This window comes from Pseudoclavibacter sp. 13-3, assembly GCF_021168475.1.
In the GTDB taxonomy this organism is placed as follows: domain Bacteria; phylum Actinomycetota; class Actinomycetes; order Actinomycetales; family Microbacteriaceae; genus Pseudoclavibacter_A.
The window spans coordinates 183,785-201,189 of sequence record NZ_JAJOZT010000004.1 but is presented as its reverse complement, the minus strand read 5'-3'; the positions used below and the strand labels follow the sequence as shown (position 1 = coordinate 201,189).

Below are 17,405 nucleotides of genomic sequence, written 5' to 3'. Positions count from 1 at the left end.
GGGGGATGCTGAAATGGCCCCGTCTCTCGGCAATCGTCGGCATCGTCTGATCGTGGTTCTGGCCGCGGTCTTGGCCGTCGCGCTCGTCTTCGTCGTGCGACTGGTGTTCATACAGATCGTCGACGCCCCCGGCCTCAACGCACAGGCCGAAGGCAACCGGTCGGTGCCCCTCACGCTGCAGGCGGTGCGGGGCACGATCACCGATCGCTCGGGAAACGTGCTGTCGCAGAGTGTGCAGCGATACCGAGTCGCGGCTGATCAGACACTTGCCGGAGACTCGATCGTGCAGGTCGACGGCAAGGGTCAGAAGTGGACGCTGCAGCAGATCATCGATCGGCTTGCGGAGATCACGAAGAAGGATCCGGCCCGCATCAAGACCGCGTTGGAGGGCACCAGTCAGTACTCGATCGTGGCTCAGGACCTGAACGCCGATCAGTATCAGGAGCTGCGGGCGCTCGACATCAAATGGCTGGCGATCGAAGCCGTTCCGCACCGCACATATCCTTCGGGTGCAGTGGCCGGAAACCTGTTGGGATTCATCAGCTCCGATCAGCAGCCTCAGGCCGGTGTCGAAGTGCTGGCCGACAGCTGCCTCGCCGGCACAGACGGCAAAGAGAGCTACGAACGCGGTGCCGACGGCATCCGCATCCCGGGCACCACGGTCACCGAGCAGCAGGTGACCGACGGCGGCACGGTCGAGCTGACCATCGATCGCGACCTGCAGTGGTACGTGCAGCAGAAGATCACCGAGCGACAGAGCGAGCTCGGCGCGCAGTGGATCTCGGCGACGGTGCTCGACGCGAAGACCGGGGACATCCTCGTGGCCGCGGAGACTCCGAGTCTCGACCCGAACGACGTCGGCGCGTCGAAGGAGCAGGATCGCGGATCGCGCATCTTCCAGAGCACCTACGAGCCGGGATCGCCGATCAAGACGATCACCATGGCCGCCGCGATGGAGCACAGCGACGTGGGGCCCGAGAGCCAGTTCCAGGCACCGGGCTCGATCGCGGTTCCCGGTACATCGCACACCATCAAAGACGCGTGGGATCACGACACCTTGAACCTGACCAGCACCGGCATCCTGATGAAGTCGTCGAACACGGGCATCATGCAGGTCGGCGACAAGGTCGACGACGCCACACGATACAGCTACCTCAAGCGCTTCGGCATCGGTGAGAAGTCGGCGGTCGATTTTCCGGCCGAGTCGAGCGGAACGCTGGCCCCAGTCGACAAATGGGACAAGATCTCGCACTACACGACCATGTTCGGTCAGGGCATCGCAGCGACGCCGATACAGGTCGCCAGCGCCTATCAGGCGGTGGCCAACAACGGCGTGCGCATCTCGCCCCGGCTGATCAAGAGCTGCACGAGCGCTGACGGCACGACGACCGAGAACCCGTCGGCGCAGCCTGAACAGGTCATCCAGCCCGAGACCGCGCGAAAACTGCGCGGGATGCTCGAGCCGCTCTTCACCCAGTACGTGGGAAAGTCGGCGCAGATCGCGGGCTACAGCCTGGCGGGAAAGACGGGCACCTCGCAGATCGCCGGAACCAACGGCGGCTATCTGCCCAACCAGTATGTGAACTCGCTGGCGGCCATGGCGCCCGCCGGAGACCCTCGTTATGTCGTCGGCATCACGATCTACAACCCGGCGACAGACAAGACCTCGGACAACACGATGTCGCTGTTTCACGACATCATGGCGCAGACGCTGATCACGAACAACGTTCCGCCGGCCACCGGAGAGCTGCCCGACTACGCACCGACGTGGTGAGAGTGGGAGAATGTACTGATGTCTTCGCGAACCGCACCCCATATCCGTCCCCAGCACTCGGCCGATCTGACCCTGGCGACTGTCGCCGATCTGCTCGGAGTGCCGATCACCACCTCGGCGGGCGGGCCCGCGGCCGGGGCCGCAGCCGACCTCGTGATCAGCGGGGTGACGCTCACCAGCAGTGACGTGCGACCTGGTGACCTCTATGTCGGCATGCCGGGACAACACACCCATGGCGCCAAGTACGCCGAAGAGGCCAAACGCCTCGGGGCGCTGGCCGTGCTGACCGACGAGGCGGGACGCGCCCATGTCGCCGCCGGCTCGGCGAAGGATCTGCCGCTGCTGATCGTGCCGGAGCCTCGGCTGGTGCTCGGCGAGGTCGCCGAGCACATCTACGCGAACGACACGCATCGCCTGCCCACGCTGGGCGTCACCGGCACGAACGGCAAGACGTCGACCACATACTTCATGGAGGCCCTGCTCAGTCATGCCGGCGTGCGCACCGGACTGAGCACGACCGTCGAACGGCACGTGGGCGAACACGTGCTGGGCAGCGCTCTGACGACTCCGGAGGCCAGCGAGCTGCACGGCCTGCTGGCCAGCATGCGGGAGCTCGGTGCCAAGGCTCTGCTGGTCGAGGTCTCGGCCCAGGCCGTCACCAGACACCGCATCGACGGAGTGCGCTTCGCCGTGGTCGGCTTCACCAACCTGAGCCCAGAGCACCTGGACGAGTACGGCGACATGGAACACTATTTCGCCGCGAAACGCGCTCTGTTCACCGCGGATCGAGCCGATCGTGCGGTGATCTCGCTCGAGAGCGAATGGGGCAGGAGACTCGCTCGGGAGACCGAGCTTCCGGTCACCACGGTCGGCACCGACGACGAATGCGACTGGCAGCTGGTCGATCAGGCTGATCGCCCGGACGGATCGACCGGCACACTCGTCGGACCCGACGGGCAGCGCTGGCCGATCGTGCTGTCAGTGCCCGGCGTGCACATGGACGTCAACGCCGTGCTCGCGGTTGTGATGCTTGTGGAATCAGGCATCATCGATGCGCAGCAGATCGAGTCGGGTCTCGACGCCCATGTGCTGGCAGGGGTGTACCTGCCCGGTCGCCTGGAACGTGTCTCTGGCGCCACCGGGCCGACGTTCTTCGTCGACTATGCGCATACCGAGGATGCACTGGAGCGCACGCTGGTGGCGGTGCGCAAACAGACAAAGGGTCGCATCGTGCTCATCCTGGGCGCAGACGGCGGCCGTGATCCGTACAAGCGCCCGGCGATGGGTCGCGTCGCCAGCGAACTCAGCGACGTGCTCGTGGTCAACGACATCAATCCCCGGTTCGAGGATCCCGATGCGATCAGGTCGGTGCTCGTCGATGCGGCTCGTGCCGTGGATCATCCGGCCGAGGTCTATGACGTGGGCGATCCGTCGGCGGCCATCCGCACGGCGATCCGTCTCGCCGACGATGACGACACGATCATCGTGTGCGGTCCGGGCGACGAGGACTACCACGAGGTGCGCGGCGTGAAGCTGCCCTATTCTTCTCGTGGGGCGGCTCGCGAAGCCCTGCGCGAGGCAGGGTTCGAGCCGAACCACTCGCGCCGCGGAGGCCAGGACCCGGCCGACGGCGTGCGCCTCGGCGACCTCGCAGCTGCCGAGTCAGACGACGCCGAGACCATGAAGGAGCAGGCATGATCACCGCAGATGTTCTCTGGATCGCTGATGCCGTCGGCGGAACACTGGTCAACCCGACCGATGCCAGCCTGGTGACCGGCGCTGTGCGCACTGATTCCCGCGAGGTGTCTGCCGGCGACCTCTTCGTCGCTCGCCGAGGCGAGAGCGGTGACGGGCACGACTATGTCGTCACCGCCCAGCGGCAGGGGGCGACCGCGGCGATCGTCGAGCATCCCGTACCCGAGGCGACGCTGGCGCAGATCGTGGTCGCCGACGCCACCCGTGCGCTCGGACTGCTCGCCGAGGCCGTGCTGCTTCAGGCCCGCTCCGACGGCCGGCTCGAGCACGTCATCGGCATCACGGGCTCGGCGGGCAAGACCACCACGAAGCGCATCCTCGCGCACCTGCTGTCGCAGGCGGGTGAGACGGTGTTTCCACAGGGGTCGTTCAACAACGAGGTCGGTGCCCCGATCACCATGCTGCAGACGACGCTGCAGACCCGGTTCGTTGTCGTCGAGATGGGGGCCAGCCACATCGGCGACCTGCGCTACCTCTCCGGCATCGCCCATCCAGACCTCGGCGTCGAGCTGCAGGTCGGTCTGGCCCACGTGGGAGAGTTCGGCTCAGTCGACAACATCCGCATCGCGAAGCAGGAACTCGTCGAATCCCTGCCCGAGACCGGCGCCGCCGTGCTCAACGCCGATGACGCCAACGTCTGTCGCATGGCCGAGCACACGCGGGCCCAGGTCGTCTGGTTCGGAGCCCGCAGCGACGCCGCCGTGCGCATCGGCGCCGTCGAGCCGGATGGAGAGCGTCTTCGCGTCGAACTGACGTTCAACGGCGAGACGGTCGAGCCGAGCGTCGCACTGCTCGGTGAGCACAATGCCTGGAACATCGCGGCGGCGGCGGCTGCGGCACTGCATATGGGCCTCAGCCGTGCGCAGATCGTCGCCGGTCTCGAGAGCCTTCCGTCGGGTGAGCGCTGGCGCATGCAGGCGCTGCATCGCACTGACGGCGTCACGGTGATCAACGACGGCTACAACGCCAGCCCGGGATCGATGTCGGCAGCCCTGCGAACGCTCGCCGGCATCCGCCGAACCGGACATCGAACCATCGCCGTTCTCGGTGCCATGGGCGAGTTGGGCGAGGCCAGCGGCACCGAGCACGATAAGATCGGCCAAGACGTCGTGCGGCTGAACATCGATCAGCTCGTCGTCGTCGGAACCGATGCCCGCCGCATCTTCCTTGCTGCAGAGCAGGAGGGCTCTTGGGGCGGCGAAGCAGTCTACTGCGAGAACGCGGATGAAGCGCATGACTGGCTGGCGCCACGACTGCGAGAAGGAGATGTCGTCCTGGTGAAGTCGTCGAACGCCGCGGGGCTCAGATTCCTGGGAGACCGCCTGTACGAGGATGCCGCCAGAGCATGATCAGCGTACTCGTCGCATCTGCGGTGTCGTTGGTCATCTCGATCTTCGGCATGCCTCTGTTCATCAGGCTGGCTCATCGTCTCGAATGGGGACAATTCATCCGAGAGGACGGCCCGCGCACCCACCTCACCAAACGGGGAACGCCCACGATGGGCGGCATCGTCATCCTCGTCGCCGTGCTCGTCGGCTACTTCGTGTCGGCTCTGGTGACCGGCACCGGCGTGACGGCGACCGGTCTGCTGGTACTCGGACTGACCGTCGGCATGGGACTCGTCGGGTTCGCCGACGACTACATCAAGGTGCGCAACCATCGTTCGCTCGGGCTGACACCTGCGGCCAAGCTGATCGCGCAATTGGCGATCACGGGTCTCTTCGCCTGGGGAGTGCTGCAGTTCCCCGATCAGAACGGTCTCACCCCAGTGTCGACGCACGTTTCTGTGCTGCGCGACACCCCGATCGACCTCTTCGCCTGGGGAGTCATTCCGGGGGCCGTCATCTTCTTCATCTGGGTCTATGGCATCGTGGCCGGCTTCTCGAACGCCGTGAATCTGACCGACGGCCTCGACGGCCTCGCCGCCGGCATCGGCATCCTCGCCTTTGGCGCCTACGGCGCGCTGGCCTTCTGGCAGTTCAACCAGGACTGCGAACGAGCCTCCGGCGTCTCGTTCGGGCAGTGCTATGAGGTGCGCGATCCACTCGACGTGCTGATCATCGTCACGTCGATCATGGCAGCGCTGATCGGGTTTCTGTGGTGGAACACGTCACCGGCTCAGATCTTCATGGGCGACACCGGTTCGCTCGCGCTCGGCGGCGCGTTCGCGGCGGTCGCGATGGTCACCCGCACCGAGGTGCTCTCTGTGCTGATCGGCGGCATGTTCGTCGTCGCGCTGCTCTCGTCGCTCATCCAGATCGGCTTCTTCAAGATCAGCGGAGGCAGGCGAGTGTTCCTGATGGCGCCGCTGCACCATCACTTCGAGCTCAAAGGCTGGGCACAGGTCACCGTCGTCGTGCGCTTCTGGGTGCTGGCCGGCCTCTGCGCGGTCGCCGGGCTCGCGATCTTCTATGTGCAGTGGGTGAGTACGACACGATGACTGACAAGACCGATTTCTTCGGCAGCACGCACGACGACCAGACCTTCGCAGGCCGACGGGTCGCCGTGCTCGGCATGAGCGTGACCGGATTCTCCGTGGCAGACACCCTCGTCGAACTGGGTGCGAACGTGCTGGCCATGGGGCGCAGCGCGTCTGCCGAGCACATCGACCTGCTCGGCGTGCTGGGGGCGCAGTGGCGGCCGATAGCCCACGACGGCGACGAAGTCCCGGTGCTGCAGGAGTTCGCACCCGAGGCCATCGTGGTCTCGCCGGGCTTCTCGCCGCATCATCCCGCAGTGCAGTGGGCGTGTGAGCAGCAGGTGCCGCTGCTGACCGACATCGACCTCGCCTGGCACCTGCAGCGCCAGCGCGGCCATGACACGAAGTGGCTCTGCGTCACAGGCACCAATGGCAAGACCACGACCGTCGAGATGGCGACCGACATGCTCGTCGCGGGGGGTCTGCGCGCCGCCGCATGCGGCAACATCGGCGTGCCTATTCTCGATCTGATTCGCGAGCCGGTGGCCTACGACGCGATCGTGGTCGAGCTCTCCAGCTTCCAGCTGCACTACATCAACCACGTCAGCCCGTGGGCGAGCGTCTGCCTGAACATAGACTCCGACCACGTCGACTGGCACGGCAGTGTCGAGGCGTACGCGGCGGCCAAGGCTCGCGTCTATGAGAACGTGCAGACGGCATGCGTGTATCCGATCGGCGATGAGCAGATCACGCACATCGTCGAGCAGGCGGATGTCGTGGCAGGGGCCCGTGCGATCGGCGTCGGCCCGGTGGCACCGTCAGTCGGTCAGATCGGCATCGTCGACGACGTGATCGCCGATCGCGCCTTCATCCCGAACCGCGAGACGCACGCGCAGGAGATCACCACGGTGTCGCGTCTGCAGGCACACGGTCTCGGCCTGCGCCATCTGGTGCTCGACGCGCTGGCGGCGATCGCTCTGGTCCGTTCCGCCGGGGTCGAGCCGGCTGCGATCGCCCAGGCGCTCGACGAGTTTCACACTGATGGCCACCGCATCACGCCGGTGGCCGAGATCGACGGCGTCGTCTGGATCGACGACTCGAAGGCGACGAACCCTCACGCGGCTCGTGTGGCGATCGAGTCGTTCGACTCGGTGGTCTGGATCGTCGGGGGCATGCTCAAGGGCATCGATCTCGCGCCGCTCATCGAGCGGGAGCACAGACGGCTGCGCGGCGCCGTGATCGTCGGTGCCGATCGGTCGACGGTGCGCGATCTGTTCGCCCGACTCGCGCCCGAGGTCGAGACGCACGAGATCGAGGTGGTCGCCGAACCCGGTGACGTCGAAGCCGGCGCCGAGGTGATGCGGCAGACGGTCGCGGCCGCAGCGCAGATGGCTCGCCCCGACGACGTCGTGCTGCTGGCGCCGGCCTCGGCCTCGTGGGATCAGTTCGTCAGCTACGCCCAGCGCGGCGACCTCTTCGCCGCAGCAGTGCAGGGGCTCCGGGAAAGCGCGTGATGGGCGCGAACAACACGCGCATCCGGCTGCTCGGCGGGCAACGCCACATCACGAAGTCGTTCGGTCAGCTGCTCGGCGTCATCACGCTGCTGCTGCTGCTCGGGCTCACCATGGTGCTCTCGGCGTCATCGATCGATTCGTACTCTGCTTCGAATTCGTTCTTCAGCCTGTTCATGAAACAGGGCCTGATCGCTCTGCTGGCCTTCCCCGCCATGCTGCTCGTCTCTCGCATCCCCATGGAGGTGCTGAGGCGCTGGTCGAAGGCGCTGCTCATCGCGACCATGCTGGTGCAGCTGCTGGTGGTGAGCACCTCGCTCGGATCTGCCGGCGGCGGCAACCGAAACTGGCTGAACATCGGCGGGTTCAGCGTGCAGCCGAGCGAGTTCATGAAGCTGGCGCTGGTGATCTGGCTCGGCCGCGTGCTCAGCGAGCGACGCGACGAGCTGACGAGTCTCAAAGTCTTCGGCAAACACGTGCTGGTCTGGGTCGCCGCCGCGGTCGGGCTGGTCATGGCCGGTCGCGATCTCGGCACGGCGATGGTGATGCTGATCATCGTGTTCGGCTGCTTCTTCGTGGGGCGGGTGCCGCTGCGGTTCCTGGGCACGCTGGCCGTGGCCGGGGGAGTCATCGCGGGGATCTTCGCGATCGGCAGCGCCAACCGTCTGAGCCGTATCGCCAGTTGGGCCGGGTCATCGGGCTGCACCGACTACAGCGGCACCTGCTGGCAGACCACCCACGGCACGTGGGCGCTGGCCGCGGGCGGCATCTTCGGCGTCGGACTGGGCAACTCGAAATCGAAGTGGGCCTGGCTGCCCGAGGCCGAGAACGACTTCATCTTCGCCATCATCGGCGAAGAGCTCGGGCTGATCGGCCTGATCGCGCTCATCGGGCTCTATGTGCTGCTCGCGATTCTGATGGTGCGGCTGATCGGGCGTCTGGCCGAGCGGCCGTTCGAGCAGATCGTGGTCGCGGGCGCCCTCACCTGGACTGTCGGCCAGGCCTTCATCAACATCGCGGTCGTGCTCGGTCTGCTGCCTGTGCTCGGAGTGCCTCTGCCATTGGTGTCCTACGGTGGATCATCTCTGGTGGCCAATCTGCTCATGCTCGGCGTGGTGCTCGGCATCGCCAATACCGAAAGGACTTCTTCGTGACGACCTATCTGCTGGCCGGCGGCGGGACCGCCGGCCATGTCAACCCGCTGCTCGCGACGGCCGATGCTCTGCGAGAGAGCGATCCCGCGGCTCGCATCCTGGTGCTCGGCACTGCCGAGGGGCTCGAAGCCGAGCTGGTGCCGGCCCGCGGCTACGAGCTGCTCACCATCGCCAAGCTGCCGTTTCCGCGTCGGCCGAACGCACAGGCGCTGGCGTTTCCGAAGCGTCTCGGCTCGCTGGTGCGGCAGGTGCGCTCCATCATCGTGAGCCGGGGAGTCGACGCCGTGATCGGCTTCGGCGGCTACGCCTCGGCGCCGGCCTATCTCGCGGCCAGGCGCGAAGGCGTCGCCTACCTCGTGCACGAGGCGAACGCTCGGCCCGGTCTGGCCAATCGTCTGGGCGCGAAGCGCGCGGCGCACGTGGCGGTCGCCTTTCCCGACACACCGCTGACGGGCGCCGAGGTGGTCGGAATGCCGCTGCGACCCGAGATCGCCGAGATCGCGCATGCCCGCGCTGCCGGCAGCGATGAGCAGCTCGTCTCTGCGGCGCGATCAGGCTTGGGGCTCGACGAGCGCCCGGTGCTGCTCGTGACCGGCGGCTCGCTGGGCGCGAAGCACATCAACGAGGTGCTCGTCGCCGGGGCGCAGCAGATCGTCGATGCCGGCTGGCAGGTGCTGCACGTTGCAGGCGCGCGCAACGACGCGGCCGACCCCGAAGTCGACGGGTATCACTTCATGGAGTACTGCCACCACATGCAGGACGCCCTCGCGGTCGCGTCGCTGGCGGTCTCCAGATCGGGGGCCTCGACGGTCTGCGAGCTCACGGCTTTGGCCGTGCCCGCAGTGTATGTGCCGTACCCGCACGGCAACGGGGAGCAGGAGCTGAACGCGCGCCCGGCGATCTCCGCCGGCGCGGCGCTGCTGGCCCGAGACGAAGACCTCGATGCGACCTGGGTGCTGCAGGTGCTGCTGCCCCTGCTGGCCGACCGCGGCCGTCTCGACGCCATGCGCGATGCCGCGGTCGGCATCGGCATCGTCGATGCGGCGCAGCGGCTCGCCGAGATGGCCCGAAGCGTTGCAGAGCAGAAGCACTGAGGAGGACGAAATGAACGAAACGACGACACCCCGTGACGCGTCGACCATCCTGCCCGACGATCTGGGGCGCATCCACTTCATCGGCATCGGCGGTGCCGGCATGAGCGGCATCGCGCACATGATGGCGACGAAGGGGCTGCCGGTCACCGGCTCCGACCAGGCGGACGGCGCCAATGTGCATGCCCTTCGCGAGCTCGGCGTCACCGTCGCCGTCGGGCACTCCGCCGACCATGTGCAGGGCGTCGACACCGTCGTGATCTCGTCGGCAGTGCACGAAAGCAACCCGGAGCTGGCCGCAGCCCGCGCCGCGGGCCTGCGCATCGTCCACCGCTCGCAGGCCTTGGAATGGCTGACCCGAGGCAGCCGGGTGATCGCGGTCGCCGGAGCGCACGGCAAGAGCACGAGCACCGGCATGCTGATCACCGCTCTGCGAGAGCTCGGCGCCGACCCGAGCTTCGTCAACGGCGCGATCATCAAGGAGCTCGGCACGAACGCCGGCTGGGGCGAATCCGACCTGTTCATACTGGAGGCCGACGAGTCGGACGGCTCGTTCCTGCGGTACGAGACCGCCGGCGTGCTCGTGACCAACATCGACACCGAGCACCTGGACCACTACGGCACCGCTCAGGGCATCGAAGACGCCTTCGTGCAGTTCATCAGCAGTGCTGCGGAGTTCTCTGTGGTCAACGGCAGCGACCGTCTGACCAGGACGATTCTGCCGCGACTGGGCGGTGCAGAGCACCTGATCACCTTCGGCGAGGCCGGCGACGGCAACGAACTCGAGCTGACCGAGGTGACGCCGCAGGGATGGGAGACCGACATCGCCGTGACCGCACAGCCTGAGGGCACCATCCGTTTTCGCAGCGACCTGCTCGGCCACCACAATGCGCTGAACGCCTTGGGCGTCGCCGCGGTGCTGCGTCAGCTGGGGTATCCGCTGGCGGATGCGCTCCGCGCTGCGGGCCACTACCGGGGAACCGCTCGCCGGTTCGATCGTCAGGGCGTCGTCGACGGAGTGACCGTCGTCGACGACTACGCGCATCACCCGACCGAGGTGGCTGCGGTGCTCACCGCCGCCCATGAGCTGGCCGGCGAGGGCCGTGTGCTGGTGATCTTCGAGCCGCACCTCTACAGCCGCACCCGCGATCACGCCGACGAGTTCGCCCAGGTCTTCGACCGCTGGGCCGACTTCGTCGACGTGCTGACCCTGCGCGGCGCTCGAGAAGACCCGATCCCGGGCATCGACTCGGCCTGGCTGGTCAGCAGACTCCCGCACCCGGATCTCGGCCATTACAGCCCCACTTGGGATGACGCCGTCGAGCAGATTGTGCGTCGCGCGCGGCCGGGCGACATCGTGCTGACACTGGGCGTGGGCCTCTACCCGATCCTGCCTCGACTGCTGGAGCGTCTGCGTGACCGATGACGATCGCATCCGGCGACCGCACCTGCGCACTCAGAGCGACGACAGACCAGCCTCGCGAGCCCGCTCGGGGAGCGCAGCCGGTCGAAAGAGCAGAGATCGCGGCGCGACACGGCCTCGCGAGGTCACAACGCCGCTCGGTGACGGGGAGTCGACCGGCTGGCGATCGCGGCTGAGCGCTCGTTGGCAGGATGCCCGAACGGGTCGAGCCGCGCGCGCACAGCTGCGTGCGACGGTGCATCGGCGTCGTGCTCGCGAACGCGAGGATCTGCGCGCCGCTGCCCGCCTCGATCGTTCCGGAGGCTCTGCCAGAGAGCAGCCGTGGGGAGCCCAGGCGAGCGGTGCGACGGCGGCGACCAGGGCATCCATCGGCGCGCTGTTTCAGAACCTGCACCTCGGGCGCTTTCTCATCATCGGCCTCGCCGTCGTCGTCGCCGTCACCATCGGGCTGGTCTTCTCGCCGTGGCTCTCGGTGCAGCACATCGAGGTGCGGGGAACACAGCGCACCTCGGCGGCCGAGCTGAGCTCCGCGTTGGACGACCAGGTGGGGCGTCCGATCATCGGGCTCTCCGGCGCGCAGATCGAACGCGAGCTGCAGCAGTTCAGCGCCGTCGAGTCGTACAGCATCCGAGCCGAACTGCCGGGCACACTGATCGTCACCGTGACCGAGCGAGCGCCCATCGGCGTCTTCAAGAAGGGCGACTCATACTTGCTGGTGGATGCGGCCGGCGTCGTCGTGCAGACCGCGGATCAGCCAGAGGACGGCTATCCCACCCTGCAGATCGCCTCGACGGATCCTCAGTCGCCGGCGTTCGCATCGGTCGCTTCGGTGCTGCGCAGCCTTGACGGCGACCTCCTGGGGCAGGTGGCGTCGGCACAGGCGACCACGCAGGACGACGTGCAGCTCACGCTTCGCAGCGGGACGACCGTCGTCTGGGGAGACGGCAGTGAGACGGCGCTCAAGGCGCGCGTGCTGCGCGCGCTGGTGGGCGACCGGCCGGATGCCCAGCACATCGACGTGTCTTCGCCGTCGCTGCCCGTGGTCTCATGACCAGGACGCCTGTCGCGAGCCAATCGCGCACCCAAGTCGCGACACACCGCATGAGCCGTCGTGTTTTGGTGCGCGGGCGTGGATACTTTCTCAGAGATCAAACGTATACGCAGTATAACTTTAACGCTCCAGTTGAAGTTGAAGGTTGACGGAAGGCCGGTCCAATATGTCGAACCAGAACTACCTCGCCGTGATCAAAGTGGTCGGCATCGGCGGCGGTGGCGTCAATGCGGTGAACCGCATGATCGAGCGCGGGCTCAAAGGCGTCGAGTTCATCGCCATCAACACGGACGCTCAGGCACTGCTGCTGAGTGACGCCGACGTCAAGCTCGACGTCGGTCGCGAGTCGACTCGAGGGCTCGGCGCCGGTGCCGATCCCGAGGTCGGGCGACGTGCGGCCGAAGAGCATGCAGACGAGATCGAAGAGACGCTGCGCGGCGCCGATATGGTCTTCGTCACCGCCGGCGAGGGTGGCGGCACAGGCACCGGAGGTGCGCCGGTCGTCGCCAAGATCGCCAAGTCGATCGGCGCTCTGACGATCGGTGTGGTCACCAAGCCGTTCTCGTTCGAGGGCAAGCGTCGCATGTCGCAGGCCGAGTCGGGCGTTCAGGCTCTGCGGGCCGAGGTCGACACGCTGATCACCGTGCCGAACGATCGACTGCTCGAGATCAGCGATCGCGGCATCACCATGCTCGAGGCGTTCTCGATCGCCGATCAGGTGCTGCTCGCCGGTGTGCAGGGCATCAGCGACCTGATCACGACGCCGGGGCTGATCAACCTCGACTTCGCCGATGTGCAGTCGGTGATGCAGGGAGCCGGCACGGCCTTGATGGGCATCGGCTCGGCACGCGGCGCAGATCGTGCGATCAAGGCGGCAGAGCTCGCCATCTCGTCACCGCTGCTGGAGTCGACGATCGACGGCGCTCACGGAGTGCTGATCTCGGTGCAGGGCGGATCAGACCTGGGCATCTTCGAGATCAACGATGCTGTGCAGCTGGTGCAAGAAGTCGTGCACGCCGAGGCGAACATCATCTTCGGCACCGTGCTCGACGACGCTCTGGGTGACGAGGTGCGCGTCACTGTGATCGCAGCGGGCTTCGACGAAGAGGACGAACTGCGCAATCTGCGTCGTGGACGCGACGAGCGCGGTCACGGCGCCTCGGCTGCAGCGGAGCGTCCTGCTGCCGCCCCGGCCGGAGGCGAGCCTGATGAGGCAGCTGCCTCGAACGCCGCAGACGCCGCCGCGACGGCATCCGGCAGCGACGCCGACGGGGCTGAGTCGTCGGTCGACACGGGCGTCGCGGATCCGTACGCCGCCCGGTCGTATCCCTTCGAACGGCTCGACGATCAGGAGCTCGACGTTCCTGACTTCTTGAAGTGACTGCGGAGTTCGAGCCTGTGCCCGCCCACGGCGAACCGCCCAGAGGGGCGCCTTCGGCGCCGACGCCGGCCCGGCTCGCCGGGGTGGAGGCGGGTGTGGTCGACCGCCTGCACGCGTTCGAGAGCGATCTCGAGGCACAGCTGAGCCTCTGCGGCCGTCGCCGTGAAGAGGTCCATGTGATCGTGGTCACGAAGTACCACACCCCGGAGCTGGCCGAGGTGCTGTATGCCGCCGGTCAGCGAGACTTCGGCGAGAACACACTGCAGGGGCTGCATGCGAAGCTCGAGGCAGGAGGCTCTGCTCTGGAGTCGGCCCGGTGGCATTTCATCGGCCAGCTGCAGCGCAAGAAGGCCGGTCAGGTTGCGCGGCTGGCCTGGGCCATTCACTCGATCGACCGCACAGAGCTGGTCGATCGCATCGATCGAGTCGAGCTGGATCACGCGGTCGACGCGTTCGTGCAGGTCTCACTCGACGGTCAGCCCGATCGAGGGGGAGTGCTGATCGAGCAGATGGACGCTCTGGTCGAGCGGGTGCTCGCCTCGCCGCATCTGCGGCTCAAGGGACTGATGGCCGTCGCGCCGCTCGGTGCCGACGCCGATCCGGCTTTCGAACGGCTGCAGGAGCTCTCGGCGCGCATCCGGCGCGTCGCGCCCGAGGCGGACAGCATCTCGGCCGGAATGAGCGGAGACTGGCAGGCTGCGCTGCGACACGGTGCGACACACCTGCGAATCGGAACCGCAATCACCGGAAAACCGGTCTCGGCCCGCTAATCTGTGACAGAGACATTGGAGGATGCCCCATGGGAAACCCACTGCGTAAGACACTTGAATACCTCGGACTCGTCGATGACGACCAGTACCTCGATGAGACTCCGGCAGCGCCAGCAGCCGAGCGTCCTGCGGCAGCCGCCGCACAGGCGGCACCCACACACGCCCAGCAGCAGCGCAGCAACGTCACGCCGCTGCGACGCACGCCAGCACAGACCCAGGCAGGTGAATTGAACGAGATTCTGACCGTCCATCCCAAGAAATACGCTGATGTGCAGATGATCGCCGAGGGGTTCCGCGGCGGCGTTCCCGTCATCATCAACCTGAGCCAGATGACCGAGCCAGACGCGCGCCGTCTGATCGATTTCGCATCGGGGCTGGCGCAGGGGCTCTTGGGCAAGATCGAACGAGTGACGCCGAAGGTGTTCCTGCTCTCTCCGCAGAACGTGCTGGTGAGCGGGGCACAGCAGCAGGATGACGAAGATCCCAGCCAGGTCGGGTTCTTCACCGAGCAGTAGTCTCTGACGGCGACTCGTCTTGAGCATCCTCTTCGGCATCTTCGGCTGGCTCTGTCAGACCTACTCGTCCATTCTCTTTCTGAGGTTTCTCGTCGAGCTGGTCCTAGGCCTGCGCAGATCGGCACGGCTGCCGCGACTGATCACCGTTCTCGCTGAGGTCCTCTTCACGATCACGGATCCTCCGGTGCGGCTGGCGCGACGACTCCTTCCTCCACTGCGAGTCGGCCAGGTCAGTCTCGACTTCGGCATCTTCCTCTCCATTTTTGTCTTCAGCACCTTGGGTGCCGTGTTCAATGGTCTAAGATGAGTCTGATGGGGTTTGGCTCAAGCTCAAGTCGAGAGCGAAACTACACACGAATTAGGAGTAAGTAATGGCCTTAACGCCCGATGACGTTCTGAACAAGCGCTTCCAGACGACGAAGTTCCGCGACGGCTATGAGCAGGACGAAGTCGATGACTTCCTTGATGAGGTCGTCGTCGAGTTCCGCCGACTGAGCGAAGAGAACGAGTCGCTCAAGGCGAAGGCTCAGGAAGCCGACGAGCTGAAGTCGAAGCTGGCTCGCGCTGAGGCAGAGATCAAGATGCTGCGTCAGAGCCGTGGCACAGAGGCCGCTCCGGCCGCAGTCGCGGCGACGGCTCCCGCAGCCGCAGCACCGGCGGCGAACGCCACCTCGACAGCCACCGAACCGCGCAACGAGTCCGACGAGGCCACCTCGCTCCTGCAGCTGGCGCGCACGCTGCACGACCAGCACGTTCGCGAAGGCGAAGAGACCAAAGAGAAGACCATCTCGGAGGCTCGCGTCGAGGCTCGTCGCATCCTCACCGAGGTGCAGGATCGCAAGGCGAAAGAGCTCAACGACCTCACCCAGCGCAAGACGACGCTCGAAGCCGACATCAAAGATCTCGAGACGTTCGAGCGGCAGTACCGTACGTCGCTCAAGTCGTTCATCAGCGGTCAGCTCAAAGACCTCGAGTCATCGGGGTCGCTCGCCGAGAGCACCACGAAGTCGGTGCACGGCAGCAACAACGGCCGAAAGTAGCGTGACGCGTGGCTGACTCCTCAGCCTCGCACGACATCGAGCGGCGGGCCTCGGCCCGCCGCTCGATTCTGTCTGTGCTGGGCATCGCATGCGTGGCAGTGTTGCTCGACCAGATCGTCAAGATCTGGGCGATTGCCGCGCTGACGCCGGGGCAGCCGGTCTCGGTGATCGGCGACTTGGTGCAGCTGCGTCTCGTGTTCAACCCTGGTGCGGCCTTCTCTATGGGGGAAGAGATGACCTGGATCTTCACAGTGCTCGCCGTGGTCGTCTCCGGCGTGCTGGTGTGGTTCGCCCGGTCGCTGCGATCGGCGCCGCTGATCGTGCTCTTCGGCGTGTTCTTGGGGGGTGTGGTCGGAAACCTGGTCGATCGTCTGGTCCGCCCGCCTGCCTTCGCGCGGGGGCACGTGGTCGACTTCCTGCAGCTCAAAGGGTTCGCGATCGTGAATCTCGCCGACATCATGCTCACCTGCGCGGTGGCCGGGCTGGTGCTCATCATGCTCTTCCGCCCTCGCCAGTTCGAAGAGGTGTCGGCGGCCGCGAAGGGGGAGCCTGAGGTGCACGAAGAATCCTCGGCCGCGCGAGCAGACGAACATGCCCAGTAAGCTCGTCTCGGTTCCGCCCGAGCTGATCGGTCAGCGGGCTGACACCGGCCTGGCAGAGCTGACCGGCTTGTCTCGCGCCCGCATCCAGTCGCTGATGACCTCGGGAGACGTCACTCAGGGGGGTCGACCGCTGCACAAATCCGACCGACTCGAAGATCACGGTCTCGTCACGGTCTACTGGGAAGAAGAAGACCGTCTCGCGGTGCGTCCTCTTGACGTTCCCGATCTCGAGATCGCCTACCTCGACGATGACATCGTCATCGTGAACAAGCCCGTGGGAGTCGTTGCACATCCGGCGACCAGCTGGACGGGCCCCACCGTGCTGGGCGTGCTCGCCGCGCGAGGCATCAGCGTGGCTCAGGGCGGGCCGCCCGAACGACAGGGCATCGTGCAGCGCTTGGACGTCGGCACCAGCGGCCTGATGATGGTGGCGCGCAGCGAGCCGGCCTACAGTGCGCTCAAACAGGCCTTTCGCGACCACACGGTGCACAAGACCTATCAGGCGGTCGTGCACGGGCATCCTGATCCCAGCAGCGGAACGATCGACGCACCGATCGGGCGTCTGCCACGTGCGGACTGGAAGTTCGGCGTGGTCGCCGGCGGCCGCCCGTCGGTGACGCACTACCGCACGCTCGAGGCGTTCGCCCGCGGCTCGCTGCTCGAGATTCACCTCGAGACTGGCCGCACCCACCAGATTCGCGTGCACATGTCGGCACGGCATCATCCGCTGATGGGCGATCCGCTCTACGGCGGCGATCCGGCGCTGGCCGAGCGTCTCGGTCTCACCCGGCAGTGGCTGCATGCGGTGCGCCTCGACTTCGCCCATCCGGTGACCGGCGAGCACGTGATCGTCGACTGCGAACCCCCGGAAGATCTGCGGCACGCCCTCTCGCTGCTGCGCGACCCACAGGCGTAGACT

General features: G+C 66.5%; 16 protein-coding genes. All 16 read left to right on the top strand.

The window, feature by feature from the left end:
- Positions 1-13: 13 nt before the first annotated feature.
- The 16 genes from LRX77_RS08435 to LRX77_RS08360 all read left to right on the top strand — a co-directional run bounded on the left by LRX77_RS08435 (position 14) and on the right by LRX77_RS08360 (position 17,402).
- On the top strand, positions 14-1,774 hold the full coding sequence (locus LRX77_RS08435) for a peptidoglycan D,D-transpeptidase FtsI family protein (protein ID WP_231832457.1): 1,761 nt from the start codon (positions 14-16) through the stop codon (positions 1,772-1,774).
- Between the two features lie 18 nt (positions 1,775-1,792).
- Complete coding sequence (locus tag LRX77_RS08430) at positions 1,793-3,472, top strand: Mur ligase family protein (protein ID WP_231832456.1); 1,680 nt, start codon at positions 1,793-1,795, stop codon at positions 3,470-3,472.
- On the top strand, positions 3,469-4,878 hold the full coding sequence (locus LRX77_RS08425) for a UDP-N-acetylmuramoyl-tripeptide--D-alanyl-D-alanine ligase (protein WP_231832455.1): 1,410 nt from the start codon (positions 3,469-3,471) through the stop codon (positions 4,876-4,878). The genes LRX77_RS08430 and LRX77_RS08425 overlap by 4 nt, the downstream gene beginning before the upstream one ends.
- Positions 4,875-5,969, top strand: a complete 1,095-nt coding sequence (mraY, locus tag LRX77_RS08420) for a phospho-N-acetylmuramoyl-pentapeptide-transferase (RefSeq protein ID WP_231832454.1) — start codon at positions 4,875-4,877, stop codon at positions 5,967-5,969. The genes LRX77_RS08425 and mraY overlap by 4 nt, the downstream gene beginning before the upstream one ends.
- Entirely contained in the window at positions 5,966-7,462 is a 1,497-nt protein-coding gene (gene murD, locus LRX77_RS08415; RefSeq protein WP_231832453.1) for a UDP-N-acetylmuramoyl-L-alanine--D-glutamate ligase, read from the top strand. The genes mraY and murD overlap by 4 nt, the downstream gene beginning before the upstream one ends.
- The gene (gene ftsW / locus LRX77_RS08410) at positions 7,462-8,613 is read left to right on the top strand and encodes a putative lipid II flippase FtsW (protein WP_231832452.1); all 1,152 of its coding nucleotides are present in this window, start codon (positions 7,462-7,464) and stop codon (positions 8,611-8,613) included. Before murD ends, ftsW begins: the two co-directional genes overlap by 1 nt.
- Positions 8,610-9,707: a UDP-N-acetylglucosamine--N-acetylmuramyl-(pentapeptide) pyrophosphoryl-undecaprenol N-acetylglucosamine transferase gene (locus LRX77_RS08405; protein ID WP_231832451.1), complete on the top strand. Its 1,098-nt coding sequence runs from the start codon at positions 8,610-8,612 to the stop codon at positions 9,705-9,707. The genes ftsW and LRX77_RS08405 overlap by 4 nt, the downstream gene beginning before the upstream one ends.
- 10 nt (positions 9,708-9,717) lie before the next feature.
- A complete protein-coding gene (gene murC, locus LRX77_RS08400; RefSeq protein ID WP_231832450.1) occupies positions 9,718-11,130 on the top strand; it encodes a UDP-N-acetylmuramate--L-alanine ligase in 1,413 nt (470 codons plus the stop codon).
- Positions 11,120-12,178, top strand: coding sequence for an FtsQ-type POTRA domain-containing protein (locus LRX77_RS10540; RefSeq protein ID WP_231832449.1), 1,059 nt, complete (start codon positions 11,120-11,122; stop codon positions 12,176-12,178). Before murC ends, LRX77_RS10540 begins: the two co-directional genes overlap by 11 nt.
- A gap of 166 nt (positions 12,179-12,344) precedes the next feature.
- The gene (ftsZ, locus tag LRX77_RS08390; protein WP_231832448.1) at positions 12,345-13,559 is read left to right on the top strand and encodes a cell division protein FtsZ; all 1,215 of its coding nucleotides are present in this window, start codon (positions 12,345-12,347) and stop codon (positions 13,557-13,559) included.
- Entirely contained in the window at positions 13,556-14,329 is a 774-nt protein-coding gene (locus LRX77_RS08385; protein WP_231832447.1) for a YggS family pyridoxal phosphate-dependent enzyme, read from the top strand. Before ftsZ ends, LRX77_RS08385 begins: the two co-directional genes overlap by 4 nt.
- 29 nt (positions 14,330-14,358) lie before the next feature.
- Complete coding sequence (locus tag LRX77_RS08380; protein WP_231832446.1) at positions 14,359-14,844, top strand: cell division protein SepF; 486 nt, start codon at positions 14,359-14,361, stop codon at positions 14,842-14,844.
- 19 nt (positions 14,845-14,863) lie between these two features.
- Positions 14,864-15,151, top strand: coding sequence for a YggT family protein (locus tag LRX77_RS08375; protein WP_231832445.1), 288 nt, complete (start codon positions 14,864-14,866; stop codon positions 15,149-15,151).
- Between the two features lie 64 nt (positions 15,152-15,215).
- Complete coding sequence (locus LRX77_RS08370; RefSeq protein WP_231832444.1) at positions 15,216-15,884, top strand: DivIVA domain-containing protein; 669 nt, start codon at positions 15,216-15,218, stop codon at positions 15,882-15,884.
- Between the two features lie 8 nt (positions 15,885-15,892).
- Positions 15,893-16,486 carry a signal peptidase II gene (lspA, locus tag LRX77_RS08365; RefSeq protein WP_231832443.1) on the top strand — a complete coding sequence of 198 codons (594 nt, stop codon included), beginning with the start codon at positions 15,893-15,895 and terminating at the stop codon, positions 16,484-16,486.
- Positions 16,476-17,402 (top strand): RluA family pseudouridine synthase, encoded by a 927-nt coding sequence (locus tag LRX77_RS08360; protein ID WP_231832442.1) that lies wholly within the window; start codon positions 16,476-16,478, stop codon positions 17,400-17,402. The genes lspA and LRX77_RS08360 overlap by 11 nt, the downstream gene beginning before the upstream one ends.
- Positions 17,403-17,405 lie beyond the last annotated feature (3 nt).

Excerpts from the sequence above, each read along its gene's own strand:
- LRX77_RS08435 (WP_231832457.1), top strand. The coding sequence starts at position 14 with ATGGCCCCGTCTCTCGGCAATCGTCGGCATCGTCTGATCGTGGTTCTG.
- LRX77_RS08430 (WP_231832456.1), top strand. The coding sequence starts at position 1,793 with ATGTCTTCGCGAACCGCACCCCATATCCGTCCCCAGCACTCGGCCGAT.
- LRX77_RS08425 (WP_231832455.1), top strand. The coding sequence starts at position 3,469 with ATGATCACCGCAGATGTTCTCTGGATCGCTGATGCCGTCGGCGGAACA.
- mraY (WP_231832454.1), top strand. The coding sequence starts at position 4,875 with ATGATCAGCGTACTCGTCGCATCTGCGGTGTCGTTGGTCATCTCGATC.
- murD (WP_231832453.1), top strand. The coding sequence starts at position 5,966 with ATGACTGACAAGACCGATTTCTTCGGCAGCACGCACGACGACCAGACC.
- ftsW (WP_231832452.1), top strand. The coding sequence starts at position 7,462 with ATGGGCGCGAACAACACGCGCATCCGGCTGCTCGGCGGGCAACGCCAC.
- murC (WP_231832450.1), top strand. The coding sequence starts at position 9,718 with ATGAACGAAACGACGACACCCCGTGACGCGTCGACCATCCTGCCCGAC.
- ftsZ (WP_231832448.1), top strand. The coding sequence starts at position 12,345 with ATGTCGAACCAGAACTACCTCGCCGTGATCAAAGTGGTCGGCATCGGC.
- LRX77_RS08380 (WP_231832446.1), top strand. The coding sequence starts at position 14,359 with ATGGGAAACCCACTGCGTAAGACACTTGAATACCTCGGACTCGTCGAT.
- LRX77_RS08370 (WP_231832444.1), top strand. The coding sequence starts at position 15,216 with ATGGCCTTAACGCCCGATGACGTTCTGAACAAGCGCTTCCAGACGACG.
- LRX77_RS08360 (WP_231832442.1), top strand. The coding sequence starts at position 16,476 with ATGCCCAGTAAGCTCGTCTCGGTTCCGCCCGAGCTGATCGGTCAGCGG.